Origin of the sequence: Acinetobacter lactucae (assembly GCF_001605885.1) — a bacterium.
Classification (GTDB): Bacteria; Pseudomonadota; Gammaproteobacteria; order Pseudomonadales; family Moraxellaceae; genus Acinetobacter; species Acinetobacter lactucae.
The window spans coordinates 153616-179499 of the sequence record NZ_LRPE01000036.1 but is presented as its reverse complement, the minus strand read 5'-3'; the positions used below and the strand labels follow the sequence as shown (position 1 = coordinate 179499).

The window sequence follows — 25884 nt, the reverse complement described above, 5'->3', positions numbered from 1 at the left end:
ATAGATAAAATTATTTAGCCAATAGACTTAATAGGTTGCGTCACCAATAATGCCAGCCCGCTCCATTTTTCGGTGGCAAGGTGGGTAATCCATGACTGCATAATGTTGTGTACTTCGGTTATCCCAAATGGCAATACTGTTAGGCTTCCAACGCCAGCGCACTTGAAACTCTGGAATATACGCTTGAGAAATTAAGTAACGCAGTAGTTCAGCTGCACCCGGATTGGCATCTTGTCCGAATCTGACCCGTTCTTTGGTGTGATAATTACTGAAGTGGGTCGTAAACGCGTTGACGTATAAAATTTTCTCTCCCGTTTCAGGATGAGTACGCACTACTGGGTGCTCAGCATCGGGAAACTTTGCTTTTAAGTCCAAACGCTTTTCAAGCGGCATGGCCGCACCAAAACTCGCTTCTATGCTGTGGTAAGCGCGTAAATCTGCAATCTTATCCTTAATATCGTCGGGTAAAGACTCATAGGCCATGACCATATTGGTCCACATGGTGTCACCACCTACAGGTGGACATTCAACACAGTGCAACACGCATCCCATCGGTGGAACCTTGCGCCAGCTTGCATCACTGTGCCAAGCATTTTCATAACGATCGATTGGACTTTCTGGATGTTTATAAATCTGTACTAAACCTGGATGGTCAGGGTGACTACCTACAGCGGGATGGTCTTCTAACTGTCCAAATTTTTCTGCAAATGCGACATGATCCTGACGAGTTAAATGCTGATCTCGCAAGAACAACACACGGTGTTTAAGTAGTTGTGTGCGAATTTCAGTAAATAATCCATCATCATAAATCGCGTCAGCAAGTTTTACCCCACTTAACTCTGCACCAATATTGCAAGTTAACTGTTCAATTTGCATAAGAAATCCCTTCAAATTACAAAGATTGATGAACCTATTGTTTTACGTGCTTCCAAATCACGATGAGCTTGTACGGCATCCTTTAACTCATAGCGCTGATTAATTTCAATTTTGATTCGTCCATGTCGAACATGATCAAATAATTCATTTGCCAGTTCTTTCTTCTCGGCAGGATCTGCAATGTAATCTGCCAAAGCTGGACGTGTGACAAATAGCGAACCTTTCACGGCAAGCAATACCGGATCAAAAGCAGGGATTGGACCAGACGCTGTTCCAACACAAACCAACAAACCACGGCGTTTGAGCGAGTCTAATGAACTCATAAAAGTGGCTTGGCCAACACTATCGAAAACGACATTTACACCCACGCCGCCTGTTAACTCACGTACACGCTCAGCAACATTTTCATGACTGTAGTTAATGACATGATCACAACCATGAGCTCGCGCTACGGCAGCTTTTTCTTCTGAAGATGTAGTACCGATAACAGTCAAGCCAAGTAATTTGGCCCATTGAGAAACAATCAGCCCAACACCACCAGCGGCTGCATGTAATAAAATTGAATCGCCCGCTTTAAAGTCATAAATACGGCGCATCAGATAAGCAGCGGTAAGCCCACGCATGGTCATGGCTGCCGCTGTTTCACAAGAAATTTCTTCGGGTAATTTAATTAAAGCATTTGCTGGAATTAGACGGTGGGTACTATATGCACCTAACGTATTTAAAAAACCCGTATAGGTGACCCGATCACCTACTTTAAGCTGTGTTACTCCTTCACCTAAAGCTTCGATAACACCTGAAGCTTCGACGCCCATGCCATTAGGCATTGGAATTTGATAGGTTCCATTACGAAAATATGTATCGGCATAATTTAAACCGACTGCCACATGACGTAGGCGTACTTCTCCAGCTTTTGGATCTCCTACTTCTACATCTTCATAGCGCAATACTTCTGGCGTTCCTGTTCCATAGAAACGTATAGCTTTCGTCAACGTCATGTCCTATTCCATATTTTGGTTTTTTATTGAGTGCCTATAAAAGCAATAACCAAAATTACAACAGTTAGGATATGGGCCACTTTACATTTGACGACACACGCTTAACGTTTAATGACAGGCAGATTATTTGAAATATTGCTAAACCCTGTTGCCAACCGTTGCCGTAGATATATGTAGATTGGTGCTATTAGAAATTTTATTTTCATTCAAGCTAAAACTCACCGCTTCTTTGGCATGAATGGTGGTGGTATCAAATAAAGGAACCGAGAATTTAAGCTCACCAATCAACATACAAATTTCGGTACAACCCAAGATAATTCCTTCTGCTCCATCAGCTATGAGTCTCTCTACGATAGCCATGTACTTTTGCCGAGACTCTGGGTTGATCACACCTAAACAAAGTTCCTCATAAATGATGCGATGAACGATCTTTCTATCGACCTCATTTGGAATAACGACATCAATTCCATAATCCTGCAATCGAGCTTTATAGAAATCTTGCTCCATTGTAAAAGCTGTTCCCAACAATGCAACTTTACCAATGTTTTGACTCAAAATTTCTTTTGCAGTTGCATCAGCAATATGTAAGAAAGGAACCGTAATTGACTCTTCAATTTGTGCAGCAACTTTATGCATAGTATTAGTACACACCAAAATACAATCTGCGCCTGCTTTTTCTAAATTTTGTGCTTGCTCAGCTAAATATGCACCTGCCTCTTGCCATAAACCCTTCGCTTGCAAGGCTGCAATTTCTTCAAAATCAAGACTATTAATAATGACCTTAGCTGAATGCAATTTTCCTAATTTATGATGAACCATTTTATTGATTTGTTGATAATAAAGTGCTGTAGATTCCCAACTCATTCCGCCTAATAAGCCGATTGTTTTCATTATTTAGTCCTTCTATTTATGCAAAACTTATCTATATCTCTTATGAGTAAAGCGCAGCTAGAATAAAATTGCTTTCTTTATTAAATTATTATTTAACTTATAAGCTATAATTTTTGAAACTATTTAATAAATTAATAAGAACTCTATGTTAGAAACAGAACATTTAATTTTACGACCATTCCTTGAAGAAAACTTATCTATTATGGTCGAGTTTTTGAAAGATAAAGATTTTATGGCCTTTTCACCTCATGGTGCCTTATCAACTGAAACCGCACAGAGTCGATTTTTAGAAATTTTAGAACACTATAAAAATCATAATTTTGGCAAAATGGCCATCATCTCAAAACAGACTCATAAAATTATTGGTTATTGTGGTTTTGAACTATGTGAGGTTGATGGCAAGGCAGAAGCTGAGCTAGGTTTTAGGCTTATTAAAAGTGAACGAAATAAAGGCTATATTATTGAATCTTCAATAAAATTATTAGAAGACATGAAAAATCGAAACTTTAAGCATGTGATCGCTTTTTCAGAAAAAGATAATTTACCTGCCCACAATCTATTAAACAAACTTGGTTTTGAAAAAACAAACTCATCTAATTACATGAATATGGATGTTATCTTTTTTAGGAAAGAACTTTAAATTTTTAAAGCATTATTTCAAAGATATTTTGAGAGAGATAGTATCTAACCCTTTCTAAAAACCAGCCTCTAAACGTCAATCATAAAGCATAAGAATTCACGCAAACTTCACGACCAGCTCTTTAATTTAATCTTATAAAGTTGGCTTGGATATCGACATGAAAATTATAACTACAGCCCTAGGGCTGATAACCCTAGTAGGTTTAACCGCGTGTAAAAGTGTACCTAGTTACTCAGGTGACTATGGCAAAGCTGAACAAAAAATTAATGGAATAGCATTAAATGACCAACAGGCACTAGATATCGGCAATCGTTTTGTTGCCGCATTTAATACGCTTGGTACCCCTTCTTTTGTGAATAATGCCAGCAATCTTTACGCTGATCAGCTGTATATCAATGACACACTCTCGCAGTTCACTCAAAAGAAAGATCTCATTAAGCATTTTGAAGGTATGAATGCTCGAGTGAGTAATGTCACAGTAAAACTCATTAGTGCAACTCATCACCAAGATACCGCCTATATCCATTGGTACATGACTTATGACTTTAAAATGCTAGGGCGATCAAAAACCATGGCTTCTTATGGAATTAGTCAAATTAAGATTAACGACCAACAAAAAATTATTTTCCAGCAAGATTATTGGGATCCAGCGAATGGCCTCTACCGTTCTTTACCAATATTTGGAGGAGTATATAAATGGGTATTGCCGTTCAAAAAAGTCGAATCTTAATATTTCTGGGAATCTTAATCGTATCCCAAGCTAATGCGGCTGAACTGAAAAAATGCAGTTCAGCGCCGTTAATGGTCACGAGTAAGAAGGTAGGAAATGTCAGTTACTTTGCTGAAGATTGTCAAAAAAATTGGCAAACTCAAAGCATCAAAATGGACTTTAGCTACGACCGAGATATTCCCGAGTGGGCATTTAAACGTGCAGCAAGCCATTTTTTAAAGAAAAATGTTAATGGCTTTGATGCTAAATCTCCACTGAATCATATTAATGAGCTATATCGGCCAATTAAGAGTGGAGATCTTTACAGTCTCTACTATCAACATGAGAACCAAAAACTAGAACTGAAATTAAACCAAAAGCTACTCGGTTCTTTAAACAATCCGAATGCAAATCAATATTTTAAAATCTGGTTTGGTCAAGAACCGTTTAATGCTAAATTAAAACAACAACTACTAAATTAATGGCTTAATAAAATCTCATGGGTAATCACTTTATCCTCATGGTTGAGGACCATTTTGAACTCGCAGCAACGGTCTGCGAATTTCTTGAAGTGCATGGTTATGTTGTCGATCATGCACGTAATTTAGATGCTGCTCGGACTTTTCTAAAATCGCAGCATTATCACCTTTTGCTACTCGATATAAATTTGCCCGATGGCTCGGGTTATGATCTATGCAACTGGCTACGCACCGAACAAGGGGTTGATATTCCCGTTCTTATGCTCACAGCAAGAGACACTTTAGATGACAAACTTAAAGGCTTTACTGCTGGAACTGATGATTATTTGGTAAAACCTTTTGATTTTAATGAATTAGTAATGCGGATTCGTGCCTTAATAAAAAGAGCTGCTGGTGAGGTCACTCATCATAAAATTCAGATTCATGATTTAATTCTTGATAGTGCAACTCAAACCGTGGTTCGTGCCGGCAATAATATCGAGTTACCCCCTATTCAATTTAAACTATTAAAAATTTTGATGCGCCAGTCTCCTAAAGTGGTAACTAAACAAGAACTCATGATGGAGCTATGGGGAGACGAAGGACCTGAAAGCGATGCGTTACGTAGTCACATCTATAACTTAAGAAAAATGGTGGATAAACCTTTTGACCCAAAACTATTACATACAGTAGCGGGTGTCGGTTTAAAAATAGCTTTAGACAGTTCTACGAGTTAACTTAAATAGACCACAACAATTAATCCCGTGGTCGGTTCCAAATCAAGTTCAGGATGAGTGGTTAAATAATATTGTCGATCAAACAACTCCACTCGCCATCCTAATTGTTTACAAAGCTTCTGTACCAATTGGAGCCCAATACCATGTCCTTTAACTTTTAAAGAGAGTTGGGAGTCACTAAGCTCTTGTACCTTCACATCATTAGGTAAAGAAATTCCAATTCCATTATCTGCAATAATCAGGCTGTTTTTCTGTTGAATGATGTCGATTTGTGAACCCTGTGAGTAGTTCAGTGCATTACGTAAAATATTACTTAAAACCATTTTTGTCATAGAGGGATATAACCAGCGTGGCTGTTCAGAACCATCAGGTTGAATATTAATATATATTCCTTTACTCACGCTTACCGCTTCTAAACTTTCAACTAAGTCCTTCACCGTTTTGGATAATAAATTTTTCTCAGACGGTAAGCTTTTTACCGTATTACGTGCAATTGCAAGCAAGGTATCGACGAGCAACTGCATATCTTCAATTGTATTATGAAGACGAACTAAAGATTTATCATCTCCATACTTCGCCTGACACAGTTGTACATTCCCTTTCAAAATGGTGAGCGGAGTACGCAACTCATGGCTCACATCTCCCGTAAATTCTCTTTCGCGTCGAATAAAATCACTTAAAACCTGATGATATTTTTCCAAAGCTTGTTTGAGATATTCGGCTTCCATATTGCCATTGGTATTGATATCTCTAAAAGGAGATGCCTGAGTGTCTTGATGGGCCCAATCAATATTTTCTAAAGCATTCGCTAACCGCGTAATTGGAGAAAAATAGCGTCTTGCTCTTCGATTTGACCACCACAAAAAGCTATATAAAACCGACAAACTGAACATCAGCGGTGCAAGGCCAAATAACCAGATCAGCTTGTTGACATTGCTTTCACCAAATACCAACAGAACATGCTGACCATTACGTTCACCGTATACCGTCATCCGCTCTTTACCATCAACAAATACTCGGTGCACGCCACTTTCTAAATGCATGCCACGAAAAGGTTGAGGCGCGACCTGAGTATTCCACCGATATCCATATAAATTTTTGGTATCAGGTAAATCTGCATCCGGGTTACGTTCTATGCGCGTCCAGTAATGTTCCATTTCCTGCTCTAAAGCAGTTTTAAGTAGAGAGCCTTTAATGACCCAAGCACTACAAGCCAACCCGACCACGATCGATAGTGCAATCAGACCAATCTGCAACCAATAATATCGATTGAACATTTGGGCTAATGGATGACTAGCTTTACCATCATGTCGAGTTCTTATCATATCTTTATCGCCGGGATAGGCTATAGAAATTACTATGATCTCTTTTTAAATAAAAAGTGACCAATAACCCATTCTTGACCTTGCTCAAAACCAAATAACTCAGCACAAGCCATGAAGAAAATACGCCAGCGTTGCCACCAAATATTGGCATCTTTTCCATAGATTTTTTTAAACAGCGGTTTCAGTTCGACTTCTTGGTTATCCATATTATCAAGCCAAGCATTTGCCGTTCTCATATAGTGCTCACCTGACCACTGCCAATGTTGAGCCAACTCTAAATGCTCTTGGAAATGCAAAAAAGTGGAAGTCGAAGGCATTAAACCGCCAGTAAAGAAATACTTAGACATCCAATCATAATCTGATTTTACTTCAAAAGGATAATGTAAAAAGCGATGACAAAAAATATGACACCACAGTAAGCCATCTGCCTTTAGCCATCGCTGAATTTTTTCAAAAAGACGTTGGTAATTACGGACATGTTCAAACATTTCAACCGATACAACTCGATCAAACTTACTCTGGTCTAATTCCAGCACATTCACATCACAAGTGAGCACTTCAACATTAGTTAAACCTCTCAATTCTGCTTGCCAAAGAATGTGCTTTTTTTGCGTTGCAGAATTTGAAACAGCTGTAATCTGTGAGCGCGGATAGTTTTCTGCCATCCACAAAGTTAAAGAACCCCAGCCACAGCCCAACTCTAAAATGTGTTGACCGTTTTTAAGTTGTGCTCGTTCACAATAAAGCTGAAGAGCCAACTCTTCTGCCTGATCTAAAGTTGTTGTTTTAGTTGGAAAATAACATGCACTATATTTGAGTCTTTTTCCAAGCACCGCTTGAAAAAACTCGGTCGGCAATTCATAGTGTTGCTCATTTGCCTTATCGGTTTCAACCGCGATTTCACTCCTCTTCAGCATATTAAGCACATCGATGTAACGCTGTGCGCTTTGCTCAGGGTCAAAACGGCCTTCTTGAATTAAGCGTTTTTTGCTTAAAGCACGGATTGCAGCTCGAATTGCATGATCCGGAACCACACCACTTTCAACAATTTTTAAAGACTGATGAACAATAAAATCCATATGCGCACCTATTTTTTGGGTTTCCGCGGAATAAACATTGACGTTTTTTGTTGATAATCAAGATAATTTTGACCGCGACTTTTAATTGCTTGTTTTTCACTGAATGGAATACCCGTGACGTAATATAAAAATAGCCACATCAGTAACGGATAAATCCACAATAAATATTGGCCCACTGCTAAACCAATGATTGGATAGGCAAACCAGTGTAACCATTCAAAAAAATAATTTGGATGACGTGAATAACGCCATAAACCCTGATCCATCGTTTTGCCACGATGATCTGGATTTAATTTAAATCGGTATAGCTGCTGATCAGCAATCTGCTCTCCAATGAAAGCAATCGCCATAATTACAGCTGCAATCACTAAAGCAAATTTGTATCCACTACTCCACAGAGTTGCCTCTACATTGAGCAGCGTCCACATTGGTAAAAAGAATAAAAGCACTAAAAGTGTTTGAAAAATAAAAAATAATAAAAAGCCAATATGCTGAAACTTACCCATCGCCTTACGCATGTTCGCGTAACGGCCATCTTCTTTTTGTTCAGATTGATAACGTCTTAACAGGTGCCAAAATAGTCTTAAAAACCATAAGCCGCTAAAAACACCAATAAAAATTCGTACTTCAACCGGAGCAACTGAAATGAGTAATGAAGACACAATAATGTTGACTGCCAGACAAAAACTCCATGCAGCATCTACTATTCCAGCTCGGCCATTTGCTGTGGCAAGCAACCAGCTTAGCAACATGATCATTAAATCTAGAATCAGTAAATTCCAAAACATGAGCAGTCTCCTTACTTGAGCTGTTTGAGTTAGTAACTGGTACTTTCAAACAACAAGTGAACATTGCTTATCACGCCTTCTTTAAAACCGCCTTCGCAATAACATAAATAGAAATCCCACATGCGAATGAAGTTTTCATCAAAACCGAGAGCCAACACTTGTTCCCTCGCTGCTAAAAACCGCGCTCGCCAGTGATGAAGTGTTTGCGCATAACTTAAACCGATATCATTTAAATGCTTTAACCTTAAACCGCTCTCAGAAGCGGTTTGAGTTAATACACTCACACTAGGAATGAAGCTACCAGGGAAAATATAGCGCTTAATATAATCAACTGTATTTAATGCTTTTTTATAGCGAAAATCTTCGATGGTAATAGCTTGAATAAAAGCTAAACCTTTCGGTTTTAAGAGGGCTTTACACCGATCAAAGTATGTCGATAAATATTGCGCACCCACTGCCTCAACCATTTCAATTGAAACCAGCTTATCGAACTTACCTTCGAGCAAGCGGTAGTCTTTGAGTTGCACATCAATTCGATGTGCCAAACCAGCCTCATTTACACGAGTAACCGCTTCATCATATTGAGCTTGTGAAATGGTAATGGTCGTTACTCTACAGCCATAATGCTGTGCTGCATAAATGGCAAAACCACCCCACCCACTTCCAATTTCAACCAAATGATCGAGTGGTTTTAAATCTAGCTTTTTACAAATGATCTCTTTTTTTAAATCAGATGCTTCTTCAAGAGTCATGTTTTCATTTTCAAAAACGGCACTTGAATACATTAAAGATGGATCTAAAAATAATTTGAAAAAGTCGTTACTTAAGTCGTAATGCTCGGCAATATTTTTACGGCTACCACTTATAGAGTTCTTTCGATTTTGATACCAAGCTTTTAGAAAAAACTGGCTCGCTTGCGCAATAACATTCTGGTTAAGTTGGTCTAACACGGCTCGATTACGTGCCAAGATCTGAATCAACTCGACAAGGTGTTCGCTGCTCCAGTCACCACGGATATAGCCTTCTGCTGCTCCTAAAACACCATTTTTTAAAATGAGATCCATCAACAAAGGATTGTGAACTTCAATCACAGCATGTAAGTCTGAAACTTCACCGACCATCCCATTCCACGCGCCCTGAAAAGTGATCTGTCCATGACGTAGTTTGAGAAGACTCTTGAGCAATAACGGTAGTGAGTCATCTTCACCATAAAGAAATGTTTTTATCATGTCTTATCTACCTTGATCTTTTTAGGATGACGATAAAATGGAACTTTTTTTCGCCACAACTTAAATGCCTCTAAATATATTGAAAACAGCATCTTAAAAGGCGCTAAGCTGTTGATAAGAGCATATCGATATTGCTGTGAAGGAAATGTGATGGGCTCAAGCTCAAAACGCATAGTCGCGTCAAAGACTTGTTTTTGCTCTTCAAAGAGCTGCATATGAATGACATTCTGTTGGTCAGAGAAACTAAATCGCCAACGGTAAGTCAACTGCATAGGCATGAACGGCGAAACATGAAATGACTTTTCAAAGTTAAAATCGTAAGTCTGATAATCACCCACCTGACTCTGCTGTTTTATGCAGTCGTGTGTGTAAACTTTTCGTTCATTCCACGGGGTGTTGGTGATTTCACTAAGAATAAATAGAGGTTTTCCAAATTTATTTAAAACAAAATAAAATACGACCGAATTAAAGCGAAAACCCAAACAACGAGGCAAAGCCAACACTCGGATTTGCCAGTCTGGTCGAAGATGCAAGTGGTTATTTTGTAGTATCGCTTTCTCTACTTTTTCCCTTATAGAACCGTAATACATGTTCAAAAAATCATTTTCGGATAGTTTTAATACATTCCAGTGATCCGTCGACCAGAGTGAACAATCTTTTGTAATATCATCTAATTGATCTGGATCGAACCATAAATAATTTAAAGTCGATGTAAACTGATGCAGTTTCGGGCTATAGCGTCTGTGACGAATAAGTGCAGGAGCGATAGCAAGTTTATTTAATAACATTTGAAAGCTCCTTACTTATTTTTATAACGCTAAGAGTTGCTCAACAACACGTGCTGCACTGCGGGCGCCGTCTTCGTGAAAGCCCCACCCCCAATATGCTCCACAAAACGAAGTCCGATTTTGTCCATTAATGTCGTGCCAACGAGATTGAGCTTGAATGGCTTTTGCATCGAATACGGGATGACGATATTCCCGCTCCACCAAGATATCTTCGGCTTTAATTTTCATATTCGGATTTAGAGTGCAAAAAACCTGAGTAGTGCAGGATAAATTCTGCAAATTGTTCATCCAGTAGGTAAAACCATAATGGATGTCAGATGCATCATTTTGAACTTGGGATGTTGGCGTTACATGTACATGCCAGCTTGCCCACTGCAAACGACTTTTAGGCATAATCGAAATATCGCGGTGAACCACCATTCGATTATCTTGATAACCAAATTGGCTTAATATTTCCCGTTCAAGTGAAGAAGGATCTTTTAATAGACTTAGGGTATCGTCAGCATGACTTGCAAAAATCACCCAATCATATTGGACTTGCCCTTCTACGGTTTCGATCAAAACTGTTTCTGGTAAACGGCTCACAGCTTTTACTTCTGCAAATTTCCACTCAATGGATGGGCAATTCTTTTGAATAGCATGAATATAACTTGCTGAACCGTGTTTAACCGTTTGCCATTGCGGCCGCTCTTTTAGCTGTAACATGCGGTGATGCTGAAAAAAGCTCACCACAAATCGATATGGAATCTGGCCTACTTGCTCAACCGGAGCCGACCATAAGGCACCGCACATCGGATAAAGATGCTCATAACGGAACTCGGGGCTATATTTGTGAAGGTCTAAATATTCTTCAATCGATAAATTAGGATCAATATCTGCAACATCTATATCTTTATTGTCATCATAAAAGCGCAGCAAATCTGAGAGCATTTGCAGAAATTTTCGGTTTAAAAAGTTCTGCGGACGGGCAAAGAGCGACCATTTTTTTGAAGGGTTATATTGAAGTCCACTGACCAGATTATTCACCGAAAAACTCATATCGCTGCTTTGAGTTTCTACGCCTAATTTTTTAAGCATGTCGGTAAATAACGGATAGTTATAGTCATTAAACACAATAAAACCACTATCTACCGCGACTTTAGTGCCTTCTATTTCTAACTCGTGAGTGTCAGTATGACCACCAAAATAGTTATTTTTTTCATACACGGTGACCTCATGTTGTTTTGACAATCTCCAAGCTGCGTAAAGTCCAGATATACCCGAACCAATAATGGCAATTTTCATAACACTTCACCGTTTTCAATTTTTTCTATCGATATGTTTTTAATCTTTTTATATTGATAAACCTTATCTGGTACGGGCTTTAGGCCCCAGACCAAACCAAATAAAGACATAAGTTTGAGCACATAAAACGTGATATCAATCTGCCACCAATAAAAACCTTGACGCACACTGCCCGCGTAAAAGTGGTGGTTGTTGTGCCATCCTTCACCCAAGGTAATTAAAGAAAGTAGGAAGTTATTACGACTGTCATCTGGAGTATTAAACTCACGTGAACCATAACGATGAGCGAGTGAATTAATACACAAGGTTGCATGCATTAATAGAACAGTGGAAATCACAAATCCCCACACTAACAGCTGTAAACCATTGGTGCCTAACTCAGGAAAGTTTTGCGCAAGCCATGAGCCCAAACCATAAATTGCTAAAGCCGTTAAAATCACAATAGGTAAACTAAATCGGTCTAACCAGATCAGCTCTGGATATTTCAACCAGTCTTTAATAACTTTTTTTCGAGTGGCAAAATTCTGCTCATTTAAAAACCAGCCTACATGCGAATACCAAAAGCCTGCTTTCGCTGAGTGCGGGTCTTGATCAGTGTCGGTAAAGTGATGGTGATAACGATGATGTGCTGCCCACCATAACGGTCCACGCTGCGCACTCATGGTCCCGATCAGTATAAAAACAAATTGAACAATACGTGATGTCTGAAAAGTTTTATGCGAAAGGTAGCGGTGAAAAAAAGCGGTAATTGCAAACATGCGAAGAAAATAGAACCCCAGCATGAAGATCACAGCAAACCAAGATACGCCCACCCAAAACACAGCTAAACAAGCGATATGTAATAAAATAAAAGGAATAATTCTTAACCATTGAATTTTCTTTTCAATGACATATTCGCTAGAAGCACCCACTTGCGCATTTTCTGAATCTGACCAGCTATCGATCCAGCGCAGAAAAAATTTAGACATTGATTCTTCCTGATCTAAAGCATTTCTTTTGGTTCTAATTTAGAAAATGCGCAATGAATTTTATGTGAAGATCTTAAAATTACAGATTAAATTTAAGACCTCCTTCATCAGTCATTTTTCTATTTTGACTGCGTTGTTTTAACGAGTTTAGAAACGTCGTAGCCATAGCTTTTTGCTGTTTGCAGATAAGACTGATATGTCGCCTCGTCAAGTTGCGGGCTACGTGAAAGAATCCATAAATATTTATGGCTTGGACCACCCACTAAAGCGACTTGATAATTTGGGTCAACTCTTAAAACCCAGTAATCGCCTTTTGTAAAAGGAATCCATCTAAGGCCTGATGGTAAAAAGCTCACCTTCAATTTACTGTTGCCTTGATTTTGCGGATAGGCAACGCCTTCAGATGAAATCATTTCACCTTTTTTATTAGTACAACTGTTTAAAACACCAACGGTTTTGTCCGCGTTAATAGAATAGTTTGCAGTTGTATTGGCTACACAGTTACGCTGAAAAAACATCGGTAAATGCGCAATTTCATACCACTTACCTGCATATTTATTAATATCGATAGAATCAACAGCGACAGGTTTAGTATTGGCGTCAGCAAAGGTACTCAAAGGAAGCATTAAGCTAACCGCTGCAAGGCCAGTGCCGATGACAAATGACTTAAATAATAATTTCATGACTACCCTCTTCTGTTTGTTTCATATGTTTAAACATACGCCAGAGGGCTGTGAACAAAGTGTGAATTTTAAAAATTAAGGAACATTAATAAGGATTTAATTGTATTTCTTTGCAACATCTACAACTGGAAAATCAAGCTCAAAGCACACACCCTCGACCGTGTTATACACTCGATAGAGGCCATGATGTAAATCCATAATTGAAGCAACAATCGACAAACCTAATCCACCTGTCTGATTCTCATCACTTCGACTTGAGTGGCATTGGTAGAATCTTTCAAAAAGATGCTCAAGTTGATGTTCAGCAATTGAAATACCACCTGTTACCACAGTAAGACTCACCCATTGCGTATGATTAATATTCTTATGTTTAGACGCGATATAAATCGTTCGCTTGTCACCACCGTGAACCAGCGCATTTAAAATCAGGTTATAAACTGCTCTTTGAAAAAGCTCAGGATCTGCAAATAACGTTTTAGCTTCTAGATTAAAACTAAAATGAGAGTCTTGTTCCTCGGCCTGATATTCAAAAATCTGGCATAGCCTATCCATAACATCACGAATATTTATTTCTTGTTTGTTTACAAGAACCATTTTCTGATCGGCTCTTGCCAAGAAAAGCATGCTATCAATCATGCGTTTTAATCTGTGGTAATCATCTAAATGAGACACCAGTAAATCTTGATATTGCTCAACCGAGCGTTCGCCAGTTAAAGCAATCTCGGTTTGTCCAATCAGATTATTTAAAGGCGTACGGAACTCATGCGCGATATCTTCAGAAAAACGGTTGAGCTGCGTATAGCCTTTTTCGATACGCTCAAGCATGTGGTTTATATCTTTAGATAGCAGCTCAACTTCTAAAGGTGAATTTGGGAGGTTTAACCGTTTCTGGAGCTGATTTACGTTAATAGAATGAGTTTGCTTACGAAGCTGTTGCAGCGACCTTAAACCTAAATGACACGCTAAAATGCAAAGCACAAAGATCGCAAACACGCCTCCTACCACATACATCAAGAGACTTTCTTGAAAAGGTAAAAGAATATTGATGCGTTCCGACCATTGTTTACCTGCAATAAGCAGATAAGGCTCGTTATTAATTTTTATAGTTTTCCAAGCAATTCGTGTTGGATATGAGTTGTTGGTTAAATCTTGAAACTGAAGACTGTTGCGCTGTGCAAGCTCAGGTAACTGAATGTGGAGCGGATTGATATTAATTAAAGTTTTGTCTTTATGGATGAGCAGAAACAAGTTGTCTTGGTTGCCGAGCATGTTTTGATACAGCTTAGGCCGCGCAATGATTTGCTCCACATTTTCGCTATCTTGCAGCAAAATTTCCAAACGATTAATTCTGTCTGCTAAAGCTTTATCTTGCTGCTTTAATAAAATCTGATTAATACCTAAATAGGTCATAAAGCCGACTGAACATAAAATTAAGGCAGAACAAAGCGTAACCAGAAAGGTAATACGGACTTCAAGAGAACGCATAAATTTAAAGTTCATAAGCTAACCGAAATTTTATAGCCCAAGCCACGTATGGTATGAATAAGTTTTAACTCATATCCTTCATCAATTTTGCTTCGTAAACGGCGTACCGCAACATCAATAAAGTTGGTATCGGTGTCAAAGTTAATATTCCAAACTTCGGAACCAATTTGCCTACGCGTCACGATTTGCTCTTTGTTGAGCAACAGATAACGCAACAAATTAAATTCGGTTTTACTCAGCTCAATCAAGTTGCCATTACGCCATACTTTATGACCGACCAAATCCATTTTTAAATCACTAATAGACAGTTCATTTTCTTGCAGATATTGCTGTCTTCTTAACAAACTTTTAATACGTGCCAACAGCTCAATATAAGAAAATGGCTTAGCCAAGTAATCATCTGCACCCAACTCTAACCCTTTCACTCTATCCATCACGTGATCTTTTGCCGTTAAAAAAATCACCGGAATTTTTGAAAACTGGCGTAGGACCTGTAATACGCTCCAGCCATCTATGTCGGGCAACATGACATCCAGAATAAGCAAGTCATATTGATCTGTCTTTAGCATTTCTAAACCTTGCAGCCCCAAGTGAACACACTCCGCTTGATATCCAGACTCTTTTAATCCTTTGACCAAATAAGTGGCAATCTTGCTCTCGTCTTCAATAATAAGGATACGCATTTTGTAGAGACTCATTAGAAAGATGACAACTTTGTAATGTGATTGTCATGCTTGAAATTAAGCAATTTGTTTAAGATTTTCAAAGCGACATAGAGGCAATCATTATGAAAAAATTGAACTGGCTGATATTAGCAGCCGTGCTATTCGGTAATAGTACTTTTGCACAGCCCCCTGCTTTGAATCAAGTTTATTCGTTAGATCTAAAAACTGCCCACCTGTTAGCCAACAGTGCTAAAGAGGCATGTAAAAAACTAAATCAAAACATTGCGGTTGTTGTTGTAGATCGTGGCGGTAATCCTTTAACTGCCGAACGGCATGAGATGGTGGGTCCGCATAATTTAATGGCTGCCGAGAAAAAAGCTTATACCGCGTTATCTACTAAAACATCGACCTTAGTTTTAAGCCAAAACAGTAACCAAAATCCTGATGCAAAAAATTTAACCACAGTAGCAAATTTACTTTTGTTAGGCGGCGGCGTACCTGTTCGTTTTGAGAACCAAGTGATCGGCGCGATTGGAGTTGCGGGTGCTGGCGGCGCACAAAATGACAATCAATGTGCAAGTAAAGCCATTGAAACTGTTTTTCATTCATAAGGAGTTCATCATGACTAAATCATTTATTGCTTTATCTTCGTTATTTATGGCTTCGGCTTCGGCTACGTTTGCTCAAACTAATCCGCTAAGTGTGCATGTGTTAAATCTAGAAACGGGTTTGCCCTCTTCACAAGTTGAAGTGGTTTTAGAAAAAAACACCAATAACCAGTGGGTAAAACTCAACCAGCAAGTGACCGATTCAAATGGTCGTATTACTGCGCTCTATCCACAAAATAAAAAACTAGAGCAAGGTGTTTATAAAGTTACCTTTAAAACTGAAGACTGGTTTAAAAAGAACAAACAACAAACTTTTTTTGCCGAAGTACCTGTAATTTTTAAAGTAGATGGAAGCGTAAACCACTACCATATTCCTTTACTACTTAGCCCTTACGGTTATTCAACCTATCGCGGCAACTAAAATAAAAACCCCTTTATCTGTTGTGCACAAATAAAGGGGTTGATTAAAAACAATGGATTTTACGAACAAACCCCATTGCTAATAACCGATTTTTTGTTTGAATCCAGCGCCACAATTGAAGCAGAAACCGTATTAATAATTTGAGTCATCGCCTCACTCGAAGCATTCACAATCGCATCCATCTTTTTAGCTTTTTGATCAATCGGCTGTTTAAATGCAATTCGACAATTGAGCTGAGATCCTGCATTCGTAATGACTTTTGCATTATTTGACTCTAATTGAGTGGGCGGTATTTGACGCTTCACCACCCAAGAGACCGCAATATTAATATAGCTTTTATCTACAATATCAAAATGAGAAAAGTCTGTAGAAACTCGATATAAAGGTTGGTTGTTTCCAGCAAGACCACTGCTATAACTATCAATTGCCCCTAATTTTTGCTGTAAACCCGCCGACAAGGTATCGCGTAATTGCGTGCCCATAGTCGATGTCCAGCGCTCATTATTTAACACCGTAGACTTACCACTACTGTCTTGGAGCACCAGAGGTGCACGGTCCAATCGGTCTGGAATCCCAACTGGTAATACCTCAATCACCTGCACAGTTGATTTTGTAGCCGCAGTAATTTTAGGGGACATCGTATAATAATTTGGCGTTGGCGAACTCGAACATGCCGTCATGGCAACAGCCGTTAAAAACAGGCCGCTCCCAAGCAGCCATTTGACTGCTTTGGGATGTTGAAAAGATAGAGTATTTTTATTTTTCATCATCGGTCTCTGGTGTCTTACCACGAATAATTGATTCAGGATGTTGTTCAATATAGTCTGCCATTAACTGTAATGAAGCTGCCGCACGTGTCATTTGCTGTAAAGCTTTACGTACGTCTTGTTGTAACGGTGCATCACTCGACAAAATAGACTCAGATGATCTTACCGTTTTACGGACATCGTCTAGCGTTGCTTGTAAACCAGGTGCAACTTTTCCATCTAACTGTTTAACCAGTTTATCGGTAGAGGCAATGGCTGTGTTCATATTGTTGAGCGTTTTACGTACATCTTGCCCAATCTCAACCAACGGGAATTTCGTTAACTTGTCAGCAATCTGAGAAACTTGTGCTTGTAAGCCACTGAGTTCGGTCTGTGTAGTTGGAATCACTACACGGTCATCACTCAAAATTTGTAATTTGGCTGGTTTAGCTTTAGGGAACTTATCTAGGGCAATATAGTTTTGACCCGTGAGAAGGTTACCTGTTCTCATTTGAGCACGCCATCCATGTTCAACAAAGTCTTTGAAGATTTCACTATTCGGATTAAGTGCCAAACCTTTTTCAACACGTGAAGGATAAAAGACGGCATCAACACGCATACGCATCTGCTTATAGTCGTTAGTAAATTCAGCATTAATCGCTTTAACATTACCAACTTCAATGCCCATGAAGTCAATTGGCGCACCTACAGATAGTCCACGTAATGAATGATCAAAGTACATAATCACACCACGAGGTTGTCCATCCGGATCTTTCAATGCATCAGATTTTGAATCCCAAAGATTAAAGCGGCTATGATTTGCTGCTGTGGTCGCATGTGAGTTTTCAGGGTATCCAAAAGCAATACCACCCGCAACAATACTTGCAAGCGACTGGGTATCTAAATTAAAGCCAGAAGCATTTAAGGTCACATCAATCCCACTTGCCTGCCAGAAACGTGCATCGGTGGTCACAAACTTGTCATACGGTGCTCGAATAAACGTTTGCAGCTCTACACTTTTACCATCATCGGACAATTTATAGGCCGTAATTTGCCCCACATTAATTCGACGATAATAAATTGGAGAACCTACATCTAAAGACCCCAAATCATCTGCATTTAAGAAAAATTCTTTGCCCGGCACATCGGAAGTAATTACTGGCGGTGTCTCTAAGCCAGTAAATTCGAGTTTTTTCTCTTCCGACTTACCACCGTCCACTTCAATATATGAACCTGACAATAATGTGTCTATTCCTGAAACCCCACTCGTCCCAATACGTGGCCGCACTACCCAAAACCGTGAATCTTTTGCTGCAAAGTTACTCGCATCTTTACGCAAATCAATTCGGGCAATCACGTGTGAACGGTCTTCTGAAAGATCAATCTGGCGTACTATGCCAATATCCACCTGTTTATAACGGACTGTTGTTTTACCAGCGACCAGTCCCTCAGCCGTCCTAAAAGATACGTCAATTGTAGGGCCGTGAGACAAGAGCGCTTTTACAGCTAATGAAAGCGCAATTAAAAGAGCGATCAATGGGATAAGCCAAATTAAAAGAGGCTTCCACCGACTTTTCTTTTCTTGGGGTTCTGGTAAATCATTCATGCTATCCAGTTCAACATCGGTATCACGACGATCTGAGTTACCAGGGGTTATTTCATTTTCAGACATACTCATTGTTCTTTTATTGACTGGGATTAATGGAATCATTATTCAACGGCGGATGTTCTGCCTGAATAATCTTTGGTTTTTTTGAAGCAAAAGAAGAAGGTTTGTTTGTATTTTGAGATGCGTAGAAGTTATCCCAAATAAGACGTGGGTCAAAACTTAAGGATGCAAACATGGTTAACACCACAACCGCACCAAAAGCAATCGAACCCGGCCCTGCTAAAATCGTAGCAAGCGATTGAATCTGAATAAGCGCTGTTAAGAGCGCTACCACAAAAACATCAATCATTGACCAACGACCAATAAACTCGACAACTCGATATAATTTAACGCACTGCTCAGGTAAAAATTTCCAAGCTGACGATTGTTGAAGATATACCGCTACTAATAAAAAATACAAAATTAGTAGCTTCAACATGGGAATAAAAATACTGGCCATAAAAATGACCACGGACACCAGATAGTCTCCGCTTTTCCAAAAGTAAATGACACCACTCATGATGGTATCTTGCTGACTTCCCAAAAGTGAGTCAGTCACCGTCATTGGAAGTACATTGGCTGGAATATAAAGAATGGTTGCAGCCACCACTAAGGCAAAAGTTCGGTTTAAACTCGCTGGCTTACGTGAATGCAGTACGCTATTACAACGAATACAACGTAAAACTTGATGGCTTTGGTTGAGTCGCCTTTTTTCACTATGTGCAGAATTTACGATGCCACAGCAGTGACACACAATTAATGAAAGATCTTTGGCTCTCGGATATTGCTTAAGCACCGAACCTTGCTGTGCACTTTGTATTTGGGTCACATTTTTTATCGTTTTCATGGCAGTGACCTATCAATTTCGTTCCATATATCACTCACCTTTATGGAAGTAATATAAACCAACAAGACACTCAAGATCGCAAATGCCCATAACGCAATTTCGGGAATCACCAACACCATTCCGATTAACTTCACAAGCGTAACCAAAATCCCGATTAAGAACACCTCAACCATTCCCCACACTCTCATAAAATAAAGTGTACGTAAGGCAAACACCAAAAATGCAGGTCTTCTCTTCAATATACTCACTGTACCTAACACATAGGAAAGTAATAAAAGATAGGAAAGCGGCACAATAAAAGTAGTAATTAAGATAAGTACGCCAACGAAAGCCCGATCATAATGAAACATCACCCAAACCGCACCAAGTAAAGTGGTTTCAGAGATATTTCCCTGCAATTCAATTTTTACGATAGGAAAGCTATTGGCAAGAATAAATACAATTAGGGCTGTTAAAATTAAAGCCAACAAGGTCGAAAAAGGTTTGGTGTGCCGATAGAGTTCAGCACCGCAGCATACACAATAAGCTCTTTTTCCATAAGCAAGCGGGGTTCTGCGATAGACTGTATCGCACTCCTCACAACCTGCTAATTCTTTAAGCCGCATAGTCATACTCTGAAATTTATAGTTTTTACTTTGTCAGAACTGCTTGCTACAACGCTTGCATAAAATTCTACTTCTAAGCAATGTGCCAAACTAATCTCATTTCTTCAAGAGAAAATTGAATAACGACTCTATGGTTTACTTTATTAAATTATAGAAATAACAGAAAAGTATATAAGAAACCCCTTTCTTAAAAGGAGCTTCTCATTTGGTAAGTCTTAAACATTTATCTTTAAAAAGTAATCCAGCAACTGATCAGGCTCTTCATTTTGACTTGAACTTAAAAGCCCCAAAATCGCACCATCAATTATAAATACAAAAATATCCGATTCTTCATACGTAGCCCTTTTTTTAGATTCTCGCAGAACCCAGAAAATTTCATTTTTAAGCCATCGCCTATAGCGAATAGCGGTTTGATAGGCATTTGGATAAAGCTTTTTAGTTTCAAAAATCGCTTTAAACAACAGGTGATAGGCACCTTTTAAGTCCGCATGTAAAAGGTAAATTTGTCTAAGCTTAAGAGCCAAATCTAGATATTGGCGAGATTCGCTCACCGCCCTCACTTTTGCTTTTAAGTGCTCTTTTTGAACTAACAAACACATTTCAATTAATCTTTCTTTTGAATGAAAGTAGTTGTAAAAGGTGGCTTTAGACATTTTAGTCTCAAGAATAATTCGGTCCACCCCAACCTTATTGAAACCATATTGTTTAAATAAGTCCGCGGCTATGTAAAGCGCTCGCGTTGCTCTAAATGAAACTTCTAAATTTTTCATGTATACCGCTTAAAATAATTTTTTGTTGTATATAAAAGAGATAGAAATACCCTCACTCTTAAAATGAGTGCTAAATACAGGCATGCAAAAGCCGCACAATAATAGTGTGCTCGCCTATCTCGGGTTTATTGTTGCTATGTTTTAGTCGTAACGATTCTTAAGGTGCAAAACCTAGAGTCGATTAAGCCGTTTTAGAGACTGTTTAAGCGGTATGGATAGAGAGAATTTGGCAAAGGCCAAAAAATAAGAAGAATTAGTACGCATGAGCGGACTCCTTTTGATTTAAAAGAGTCTTACCAATTACTGTCAAATAATGGTGGCAAGACTAGAAGGGTTGACAGACTGGTACAAAAGGAAACCAGCGCACGCAAGCGTGCCCCTCCTAGCCTCACCATAAAGGCGTGACTTAGGAGAACGCACAAAACGAAATAATACGTTGTTGTGCGCCTTTTGTACCAGCTCTGTCAAAAGCTGACTGGCAATGTGGCCAGCAGGCAAAGGATAGTGCCCAACCCTATTACAGTCAAGCATACAAAATGACATCTGTTTTAAAATAGATCATTAAAAAGTAAGGATAAATAATTAAAATCTATTGTTAAATTGAGTTTATAAAACAGATATTTCCCAGTTCGTTTAAAACTGTAGATAAACAACCAAGCTTTAAAACGATTTTATCTTCGGTCAATATATTCCAGATAGCCCCTTCCTACTAATGGCTGATCATAGAATTCGCCTTGCCATGCATACGAAGAAACGAAACCAGCAGCCAGTCCAAAACAATATGGAGTGTCTACATGTGCTGAAATATCTAAAACTTTTTGATTGTTGTGATACGCAACCCAGCGAAAAGTATTTGGTACATTCATTGAAAAATTATCAGGAGTAATTTGTGGCTCCTCTTGAAGGCTGGTTACTTCAAAAAGGGTATCTCCGTTGTATTGAATTGACGTTCCATCTATATGACGGTAGTAAACAGAAGTCATAATCGGTTGATCTTCATAGCAAATAAAAGCTAACAACAACTGCTGTTCATGATCAATATTGATGACTTGATAGCTAAAAACTTTCACAGGGAATTGTATATTTTCAACTAACCATTTGTTCTTTAGCATTGAGGTTGCTATAGCTTTCCAAGACTCCAACGTGCAAAGTCCTTGAACTGTCTCACTATTTCCTTTCTGTTTGATATGACCTTCATACTGCATGAGCACACTAAAGTGCTTATAAAAGTCACTGTAGGCAAACCATGAAATAGCTTTTGTAGGTTTTAAATAAAGTTCTAACTCCAAGTCTTCTCTTTTGGTAATTAATATAAATCCATCACCGTCCTCATGCAGGACAGTTTGATTATCAAAATTAATCCCAAAAGGAGTTTGGCTAAACTTAATATCATTTTTAATAGAAAATGTTCTGTAGGCTTCAGATGTTGTTGATAAAGCCGTTCCATGTACCAACGAAGCTGTATCACCTTTCCCATCTTTAGACATTTGATAGTTAGTGTCTGTAATCGTAAATCCGACATAACCTAGAACGGAAGCCCAAGATAAGTATCGAAATGGCTCAGGTAAGTCAGGTATCATCACCCCGTAATGTGTACTACCAAAACGTTTATAAAGCGTATGAGGACTGAGTTCAAACTCTTTTGGCAATGTTGACTGTCGCTCAGGTGTAACAGCTCCCAACAATGAGCCAGAAATCTTTGCGACTTTTTGATTGGCTTTATCCTTAAAACTCTTTGGTAATCTATGGCTTGAGATCAGCATTGTTTTAAAATCCTTTATTTTAATTTGCTTAAAACAGAGTTCCATATTAGAACCTGATTATTTGCAATTGAATGTTAATAAAGGACATCTTGATCTAAGCAAATGACAATTTTTATTAAAGACAAAATTTTCGCCACATGCCGTCTAAACAATAAAAAAATTAAATAGAAGGCATTAAAACAAAAAAGCCAACTCTTTCGAATTAGCCCTAATTACCTCACGACCACGTCTGTGAAAATTGCTTTTGATTTTATTATTCGCAACAATCTTCATCAATTTTTGTTATGAGTTTAAATTAGCCTTTCTTTATGACAATTCAATTAAAAAAATTCCAGAATCTACTCAAAAACAAACTTGATACATAAAAGATATTTTTTCGAGAAGTCGATCACAATTTAAAGAGGTGGTTATTATAAACACCTACACAGCGCAAGGTTTAAATCTACTATGCTTGAGTTATCTAATTGTTAAGTATGTATGATGGAACAGCAAACTTTATTACAAGAACTGAATTCACTCATTGAATACTACTCAAAAAGAACCGATTGCCCACCTACTCGAATCCGCATCGGCTATAGGGCTTATGCAAAATTGATGCAGTGCCCGCCTTTTGCTGATGAAGTAATGAACTCAGCCCTAGATCCAAATAAGCGAAAATATAAGAAGTTAAAAATTAAAATTACCAAAGATGATCATCAATTAGAACTAGAATAAGTTTATAAGATTTTAAATTAGCAAAGTTTCAACTCTACTTGTTCGAATTCTTTGGGGTAGAAACTCAGTTAAAGGCACAGCCTTAGAACATTTATAGCCATTCTGTAAAAGCTCTTCTAAACAGAACTTTTACAGATATTTTTATACTAATTAACGCTCTCGTTATCTGAGGCATCTTCTTTATTTAAAATCCGCCCTTCTTGTTTCGGACGAATTAACGGTGCAGTTGGTCTTGGATGATGAGCATGTGTATATTGCATACCAACTCCAGCATATACATCGTCTGCCGCAATTTCAGTTTCAAATCGCTCATTATCAAGATCTCGAATTTCCTCGCTAATTCTTACGACTTCGTCTTCATCTACACCCAGTTCTTGTAAAATCACTTCACCAAACTTAATCGCAGACTCAAATGTTTCACGGATCATAAAGTCTACTTTTTGTTTGACTAAATGCAGTGAATGCTCACGGTCATATGAACGCACTAATAATTTCGCTAAAGGAAATTCATGGGTAACAAGTTCAACAATTCGATTGGTCGTTTCCTTACTGTCTACACACACTACAATCGCTTGGGCTGTCGCTGCACCCGAAGTATGTAAAATATCTAAGCGACAACCGTCACCATAATAAATTTTAAAACCAAATTTTTCTGCGTTTTGAATCATGTCAATATTATTATCAATAATGGTGACATCTACGCCTCTTGCCAACAAGAGTTGACTAGTGACCTGCCCAAAGCGTCCAAATCCAATCATTAAAACGCTACCGCTTAAACCATCGGCAACATTTACGTTTTCTAGTGAAACATTGGCTTTAATTTGAGTAAAACGTTTAAAAATAATACCTACAATTGGCGTCAACACCATTGAAAGTACAACAATAGCGGTGAGATTAGATTTAACGGTACTATCGATGACTTGTGCACTGAGGGCGGCAGAGAAAAGTACAAAGGCAAACTCGCCTCCTTGAGCCATGAGTAAAGCGCGATCCAATGCTTCCGTATGAGGACTTTTAGTTATTCGGGCCACTATATAAATCATGAGCGCTTTGACAAACATCAGAGCAATTACGCCACTCACAATAAGCTGCCAATTTTGAGCGACAACTAATAAATCCAACGACATGCCCACACCAAGGAAGAATAGGCCTAACAAGATTCCTCGGAATGGTTCAATATCCGCTTCAATTTGATGTCTAAATGTTGATTCAGATAAAAGTACACCCGCTAAGAAAGCACCCATCGCCATGGACAAACCACTCACTTGCATGAGTAATGCTGCGCCCAACACTACCAATAATGCAGCGGCAGTCATGACTTCTCGCGCTTTAGCCGCAGCCAAGAGTCTAAATAACGGATTAAGTAACCAATACCCTGCCGCAATAAGACCTGCGATTGCGACTAAACCAACTCCTATATTTTGCAAACGTACCGATGTGCTTTCGACCACATGATTCGGTGCCATAAAAGCAACAATAGCCAGCAATGGCACAATTAATAAATCTTCAAATAGTAAGATGGCTACAATCTTTTGCCCACGTGGCTGAGTCAAATCGCCGCGGTCACCCAATAATTGCATCACAATCGCAGTCGAAGTTAGTACGAACCCTGCTGCCCCAATAAATGCCACTTGCCACGTAAACCCAAATAGCAGACCAACGCCAGTCAAAGCCAATGCACAAATAATGATCTGTAGCGTACCAAGGCCAAAAATTTCGCGTCTAAGACTCCACAAATGTGATGGCTGCATTTCTAAACCAATCACAAATAGGTACATCACAATGCCCAACTCGGCAATATGCAAAATTGCGGCTGAATCTTGAAAAAAAGCAAAACCAAATGGGCCAATAATTAAACCCGCAATTAAATAACCTAATACTGAACCCAAACCAATACGTTTAAAAATAGGGACTGCAATGACAGCCGCTGCCAATAAAACCACTGGGGCAACCAAGCTAATTGAATGTGCTTCTGAGCTCATACATTTCTCATTTTATTTATCTGCGAATTATTCTAAGTGAAACTTGGTGTAAGGGCGATTACTAGTTTTGAGAAAAAGTATCCTAAAAATAAAATGGCTTAAATCATCCGAAAATAAAAATTGAGCCTAGAGATACAAATCAAATATTCATAGACAAACACCCATAAAAAAAGCCCT

Annotated in this window: 27 protein-coding genes; 7 read left to right on the top strand and 20 right to left on the bottom strand. The window is 38.7% G+C overall.

Annotation, left to right across the window (positions count from 1 at the left end; genetic code table 11):
- Window positions 1–27: 27 nt before the first annotated feature.
- From AWW73_RS13965 to AWW73_RS13955, 3 genes are all read right to left on the bottom strand, one after another.
- Window positions 28–876 (bottom strand): TauD/TfdA dioxygenase family protein, encoded by an 849-nt coding sequence (locus tag AWW73_RS13965; RefSeq protein WP_062849944.1) that lies wholly within the window; start codon window positions 874–876, stop codon window positions 28–30.
- An 11-nt stretch (window positions 877–887) separates the two neighbouring features.
- Window positions 888–1874: a quinone oxidoreductase family protein gene (locus AWW73_RS13960; RefSeq protein ID WP_032055584.1), complete on the bottom strand. Its 987-nt coding sequence runs from the start codon at window positions 1872–1874 to the stop codon at window positions 888–890.
- A gap of 138 nt (window positions 1875–2012) precedes the next feature.
- Window positions 2013–2765, bottom strand: a complete 753-nt coding sequence (locus tag AWW73_RS13955; RefSeq protein ID WP_062849943.1) for an aspartate/glutamate racemase family protein — start codon at window positions 2763–2765, stop codon at window positions 2013–2015.
- Window positions 2766–2910: 145 nt separating this feature from the next.
- On the opposite strand from AWW73_RS13955, the gene AWW73_RS13950 reads away from it, so the two are divergent.
- From AWW73_RS13950 to AWW73_RS13935, 4 genes are all read left to right on the top strand, one after another.
- Window positions 2911–3405, top strand: a complete 495-nt coding sequence (locus AWW73_RS13950; protein WP_031948849.1) for a GNAT family N-acetyltransferase — start codon at window positions 2911–2913, stop codon at window positions 3403–3405.
- Between the two features lie 157 nt (window positions 3406–3562).
- Window positions 3563–4135: a nuclear transport factor 2 family protein gene (locus AWW73_RS13945; RefSeq protein WP_062849942.1), complete on the top strand. Its 573-nt coding sequence runs from the start codon at window positions 3563–3565 to the stop codon at window positions 4133–4135.
- On the top strand, window positions 4102–4596 hold the full coding sequence (locus tag AWW73_RS13940; RefSeq protein ID WP_057105364.1) for a chalcone isomerase family protein: 495 nt from the start codon (window positions 4102–4104) through the stop codon (window positions 4594–4596). Before AWW73_RS13945 ends, AWW73_RS13940 begins: the two co-directional genes overlap by 34 nt.
- A gap of 17 nt (window positions 4597–4613) precedes the next feature.
- Complete coding sequence (locus AWW73_RS13935) at window positions 4614–5309, top strand: response regulator transcription factor (RefSeq protein ID WP_062849941.1); 696 nt, start codon at window positions 4614–4616, stop codon at window positions 5307–5309.
- On the opposite strand, the gene AWW73_RS13930 is transcribed toward AWW73_RS13935, so the two are convergent.
- From AWW73_RS13930 to AWW73_RS13885, 10 genes are all read right to left on the bottom strand, one after another.
- Complete coding sequence (locus tag AWW73_RS13930; protein WP_062849940.1) at window positions 5306–6634, bottom strand: sensor histidine kinase; 1329 nt, start codon at window positions 6632–6634, stop codon at window positions 5306–5308. The two genes, AWW73_RS13935 and AWW73_RS13930, sit on opposite strands and share 4 nt — an antisense overlap.
- Before the next feature lie 32 nt (window positions 6635–6666).
- Window positions 6667–7713, bottom strand: a complete 1047-nt coding sequence (locus AWW73_RS13925; protein WP_062849939.1) for an SAM-dependent methyltransferase — start codon at window positions 7711–7713, stop codon at window positions 6667–6669.
- Between the two features lie 8 nt (window positions 7714–7721).
- On the bottom strand, window positions 7722–8501 hold the full coding sequence (locus AWW73_RS13920) for a DUF1295 domain-containing protein (RefSeq protein ID WP_062849938.1): 780 nt from the start codon (window positions 8499–8501) through the stop codon (window positions 7722–7724).
- Between the two features lie 29 nt (window positions 8502–8530).
- A complete protein-coding gene (locus AWW73_RS13915; RefSeq protein ID WP_062849937.1) occupies window positions 8531–9730 on the bottom strand; it encodes an SAM-dependent methyltransferase in 1200 nt (399 codons plus the stop codon).
- On the bottom strand, window positions 9727–10518 hold the full coding sequence (locus AWW73_RS13910) for a DUF1365 domain-containing protein (protein WP_062849936.1): 792 nt from the start codon (window positions 10516–10518) through the stop codon (window positions 9727–9729). Before AWW73_RS13910 ends, AWW73_RS13915 begins: the two co-directional genes overlap by 4 nt.
- Window positions 10519–10539: 21 nt before the next feature.
- Window positions 10540–11802: an NAD(P)/FAD-dependent oxidoreductase gene (locus AWW73_RS18980; protein WP_062849935.1), complete on the bottom strand. Its 1263-nt coding sequence runs from the start codon at window positions 11800–11802 to the stop codon at window positions 10540–10542.
- Window positions 11799–12770, bottom strand: coding sequence for an acyl-CoA desaturase (locus AWW73_RS13900; protein ID WP_062849934.1), 972 nt, complete (start codon window positions 12768–12770; stop codon window positions 11799–11801). The genes AWW73_RS18980 and AWW73_RS13900 overlap by 4 nt, the downstream gene beginning before the upstream one ends.
- A 119-nt stretch (window positions 12771–12889) precedes the next feature.
- Window positions 12890–13453, bottom strand: a complete 564-nt coding sequence (locus AWW73_RS13895) for a lipocalin family protein (protein WP_062849933.1) — start codon at window positions 13451–13453, stop codon at window positions 12890–12892.
- Window positions 13454–13549: 96 nt separating this feature from the next.
- Window positions 13550–14953 (bottom strand): heavy metal sensor histidine kinase, encoded by a 1404-nt coding sequence (locus tag AWW73_RS13890; RefSeq protein WP_061874629.1) that lies wholly within the window; start codon window positions 14951–14953, stop codon window positions 13550–13552.
- Window positions 14950–15621 carry a heavy metal response regulator transcription factor gene (locus AWW73_RS13885; protein ID WP_062849932.1) on the bottom strand — a complete coding sequence of 224 codons (672 nt, stop codon included), beginning with the start codon at window positions 15619–15621 and terminating at the stop codon, window positions 14950–14952. The genes AWW73_RS13890 and AWW73_RS13885 overlap by 4 nt, the downstream gene beginning before the upstream one ends.
- Window positions 15622–15746: 125 nt before the next feature.
- On the opposite strand from AWW73_RS13885, the gene AWW73_RS13880 reads away from it, so the two are divergent.
- Both AWW73_RS13880 and uraH read left to right on the top strand, forming a co-directional pair.
- Entirely contained in the window at window positions 15747–16214 is a 468-nt protein-coding gene (locus AWW73_RS13880) for a GlcG/HbpS family heme-binding protein (RefSeq protein ID WP_081409634.1), read from the top strand.
- A gap of 10 nt (window positions 16215–16224) precedes the next feature.
- Window positions 16225–16632 (top strand): hydroxyisourate hydrolase, encoded by a 408-nt coding sequence (uraH, locus tag AWW73_RS13875; RefSeq protein WP_062849930.1) that lies wholly within the window; start codon window positions 16225–16227, stop codon window positions 16630–16632.
- A 59-nt stretch (window positions 16633–16691) separates the two neighbouring features.
- Here the strand turns inward: uraH and AWW73_RS13870 are convergent, their stop codons facing one another.
- The 6 genes from AWW73_RS13870 to AWW73_RS13845 all read right to left on the bottom strand — a co-directional run bounded on the left by AWW73_RS13870 (window position 16692) and on the right by AWW73_RS13845 (window position 23011).
- On the bottom strand, window positions 16692–17399 hold the full coding sequence (locus AWW73_RS13870; protein WP_062849954.1) for a PqiC family protein: 708 nt from the start codon (window positions 17397–17399) through the stop codon (window positions 16692–16694).
- Window positions 17389–19056, bottom strand: coding sequence for a PqiB family protein (locus AWW73_RS13865; protein ID WP_081409633.1), 1668 nt, complete (start codon window positions 19054–19056; stop codon window positions 17389–17391). The genes AWW73_RS13870 and AWW73_RS13865 overlap by 11 nt, the downstream gene beginning before the upstream one ends.
- A 7-nt stretch (window positions 19057–19063) precedes the next feature.
- Window positions 19064–19873 carry a paraquat-inducible protein A gene (locus AWW73_RS13860; RefSeq protein ID WP_062849928.1) on the bottom strand — a complete coding sequence of 270 codons (810 nt, stop codon included), beginning with the start codon at window positions 19871–19873 and terminating at the stop codon, window positions 19064–19066.
- On the bottom strand, window positions 19870–20478 hold the full coding sequence (locus AWW73_RS13855) for a paraquat-inducible protein A (protein ID WP_057105384.1): 609 nt from the start codon (window positions 20476–20478) through the stop codon (window positions 19870–19872). The genes AWW73_RS13860 and AWW73_RS13855 overlap by 4 nt, the downstream gene beginning before the upstream one ends.
- A gap of 215 nt (window positions 20479–20693) precedes the next feature.
- A complete protein-coding gene (locus AWW73_RS13850) occupies window positions 20694–21248 on the bottom strand; it encodes a TetR/AcrR family transcriptional regulator (protein WP_062849927.1) in 555 nt (184 codons plus the stop codon).
- Between the two features lie 671 nt (window positions 21249–21919).
- Complete coding sequence (locus tag AWW73_RS13845; protein ID WP_062849926.1) at window positions 21920–23011, bottom strand: DUF6670 family protein; 1092 nt, start codon at window positions 23009–23011, stop codon at window positions 21920–21922.
- Between the two features lie 480 nt (window positions 23012–23491).
- On the opposite strand from AWW73_RS13845, the gene AWW73_RS19100 reads away from it, so the two are divergent.
- Window positions 23492–23725 (top strand): hypothetical protein, encoded by a 234-nt coding sequence (locus tag AWW73_RS19100; protein ID WP_025470664.1) that lies wholly within the window; start codon window positions 23492–23494, stop codon window positions 23723–23725.
- 146 nt (window positions 23726–23871) lie between these two features.
- Here the strand turns inward: AWW73_RS19100 and AWW73_RS13835 are convergent, their stop codons facing one another.
- A complete protein-coding gene (locus tag AWW73_RS13835) occupies window positions 23872–25707 on the bottom strand; it encodes a monovalent cation:proton antiporter-2 (CPA2) family protein (RefSeq protein WP_062849925.1) in 1836 nt (611 codons plus the stop codon).
- Between the last annotated feature and the right edge of the window lie 177 nt (window positions 25708–25884).

Bases quoted from the DNA above. Each gene is read 5' to 3' on its own strand.
- AWW73_RS13860 (WP_062849928.1), bottom strand. From the start codon at position 19,873: ATGAAAACGATAAAAAATGTGACCCAAATACAAAGTGCACAGCAAGGT.
- AWW73_RS13925 (WP_062849939.1), bottom strand. From the start codon at position 7,713: ATGGATTTTATTGTTCATCAGTCTTTAAAAATTGTTGAAAGTGGTGTG.
- AWW73_RS13835 (WP_062849925.1), bottom strand. From the start codon at position 25,707: ATGAGCTCAGAAGCACATTCAATTAGCTTGGTTGCCCCAGTGGTTTTA.
- AWW73_RS13965 (WP_062849944.1), bottom strand. From the start codon at position 876: ATGCAAATTGAACAGTTAACTTGCAATATTGGTGCAGAGTTAAGTGGG.
- AWW73_RS13900 (WP_062849934.1), bottom strand. From the start codon at position 12,770: ATGTCTAAATTTTTTCTGCGCTGGATCGATAGCTGGTCAGATTCAGAA.
- AWW73_RS13930 (WP_062849940.1), bottom strand. From the start codon at position 6,634: ATGATAAGAACTCGACATGATGGTAAAGCTAGTCATCCATTAGCCCAA.
- AWW73_RS13885 (WP_062849932.1), bottom strand. From the start codon at position 15,621: ATGCGTATCCTTATTATTGAAGACGAGAGCAAGATTGCCACTTATTTG.
- AWW73_RS18980 (WP_062849935.1), bottom strand. From the start codon at position 11,802: ATGAAAATTGCCATTATTGGTTCGGGTATATCTGGACTTTACGCAGCT.
- AWW73_RS13960 (WP_032055584.1), bottom strand. From the start codon at position 1,874: ATGACGTTGACGAAAGCTATACGTTTCTATGGAACAGGAACGCCAGAA.
- AWW73_RS19100 (WP_025470664.1), top strand. From the start codon at position 23,492: ATGGAACAGCAAACTTTATTACAAGAACTGAATTCACTCATTGAATAC.
- AWW73_RS13950 (WP_031948849.1), top strand. From the start codon at position 2,911: ATGTTAGAAACAGAACATTTAATTTTACGACCATTCCTTGAAGAAAAC.
- AWW73_RS13940 (WP_057105364.1), top strand. From the start codon at position 4,102: ATGGGTATTGCCGTTCAAAAAAGTCGAATCTTAATATTTCTGGGAATC.
- AWW73_RS13870 (WP_062849954.1), bottom strand. From the start codon at position 17,399: ATGAAAAATAAAAATACTCTATCTTTTCAACATCCCAAAGCAGTCAAA.
- AWW73_RS13850 (WP_062849927.1), bottom strand. From the start codon at position 21,248: ATGAAAAATTTAGAAGTTTCATTTAGAGCAACGCGAGCGCTTTACATA.
- AWW73_RS13915 (WP_062849937.1), bottom strand. From the start codon at position 9,730: ATGATAAAAACATTTCTTTATGGTGAAGATGACTCACTACCGTTATTG.
- AWW73_RS13920 (WP_062849938.1), bottom strand. From the start codon at position 8,501: ATGTTTTGGAATTTACTGATTCTAGATTTAATGATCATGTTGCTAAGC.
- AWW73_RS13935 (WP_062849941.1), top strand. From the start codon at position 4,614: ATGGGTAATCACTTTATCCTCATGGTTGAGGACCATTTTGAACTCGCA.
- uraH (WP_062849930.1), top strand. From the start codon at position 16,225: ATGACTAAATCATTTATTGCTTTATCTTCGTTATTTATGGCTTCGGCT.
- AWW73_RS13910 (WP_062849936.1), bottom strand. From the start codon at position 10,518: ATGTTATTAAATAAACTTGCTATCGCTCCTGCACTTATTCGTCACAGA.
- AWW73_RS13855 (WP_057105384.1), bottom strand. From the start codon at position 20,478: ATGCGGCTTAAAGAATTAGCAGGTTGTGAGGAGTGCGATACAGTCTAT.
- AWW73_RS13955 (WP_062849943.1), bottom strand. From the start codon at position 2,765: ATGAAAACAATCGGCTTATTAGGCGGAATGAGTTGGGAATCTACAGCA.
- AWW73_RS13865 (WP_081409633.1), bottom strand. From the start codon at position 19,056: ATGAGTATGTCTGAAAATGAAATAACCCCTGGTAACTCAGATCGTCGT.
- AWW73_RS13895 (WP_062849933.1), bottom strand. From the start codon at position 13,453: ATGAAATTATTATTTAAGTCATTTGTCATCGGCACTGGCCTTGCAGCG.
- AWW73_RS13890 (WP_061874629.1), bottom strand. From the start codon at position 14,953: ATGAACTTTAAATTTATGCGTTCTCTTGAAGTCCGTATTACCTTTCTG.
- AWW73_RS13845 (WP_062849926.1), bottom strand. From the start codon at position 23,011: ATGCTGATCTCAAGCCATAGATTACCAAAGAGTTTTAAGGATAAAGCC.
- AWW73_RS13945 (WP_062849942.1), top strand. From the start codon at position 3,563: ATGAAAATTATAACTACAGCCCTAGGGCTGATAACCCTAGTAGGTTTA.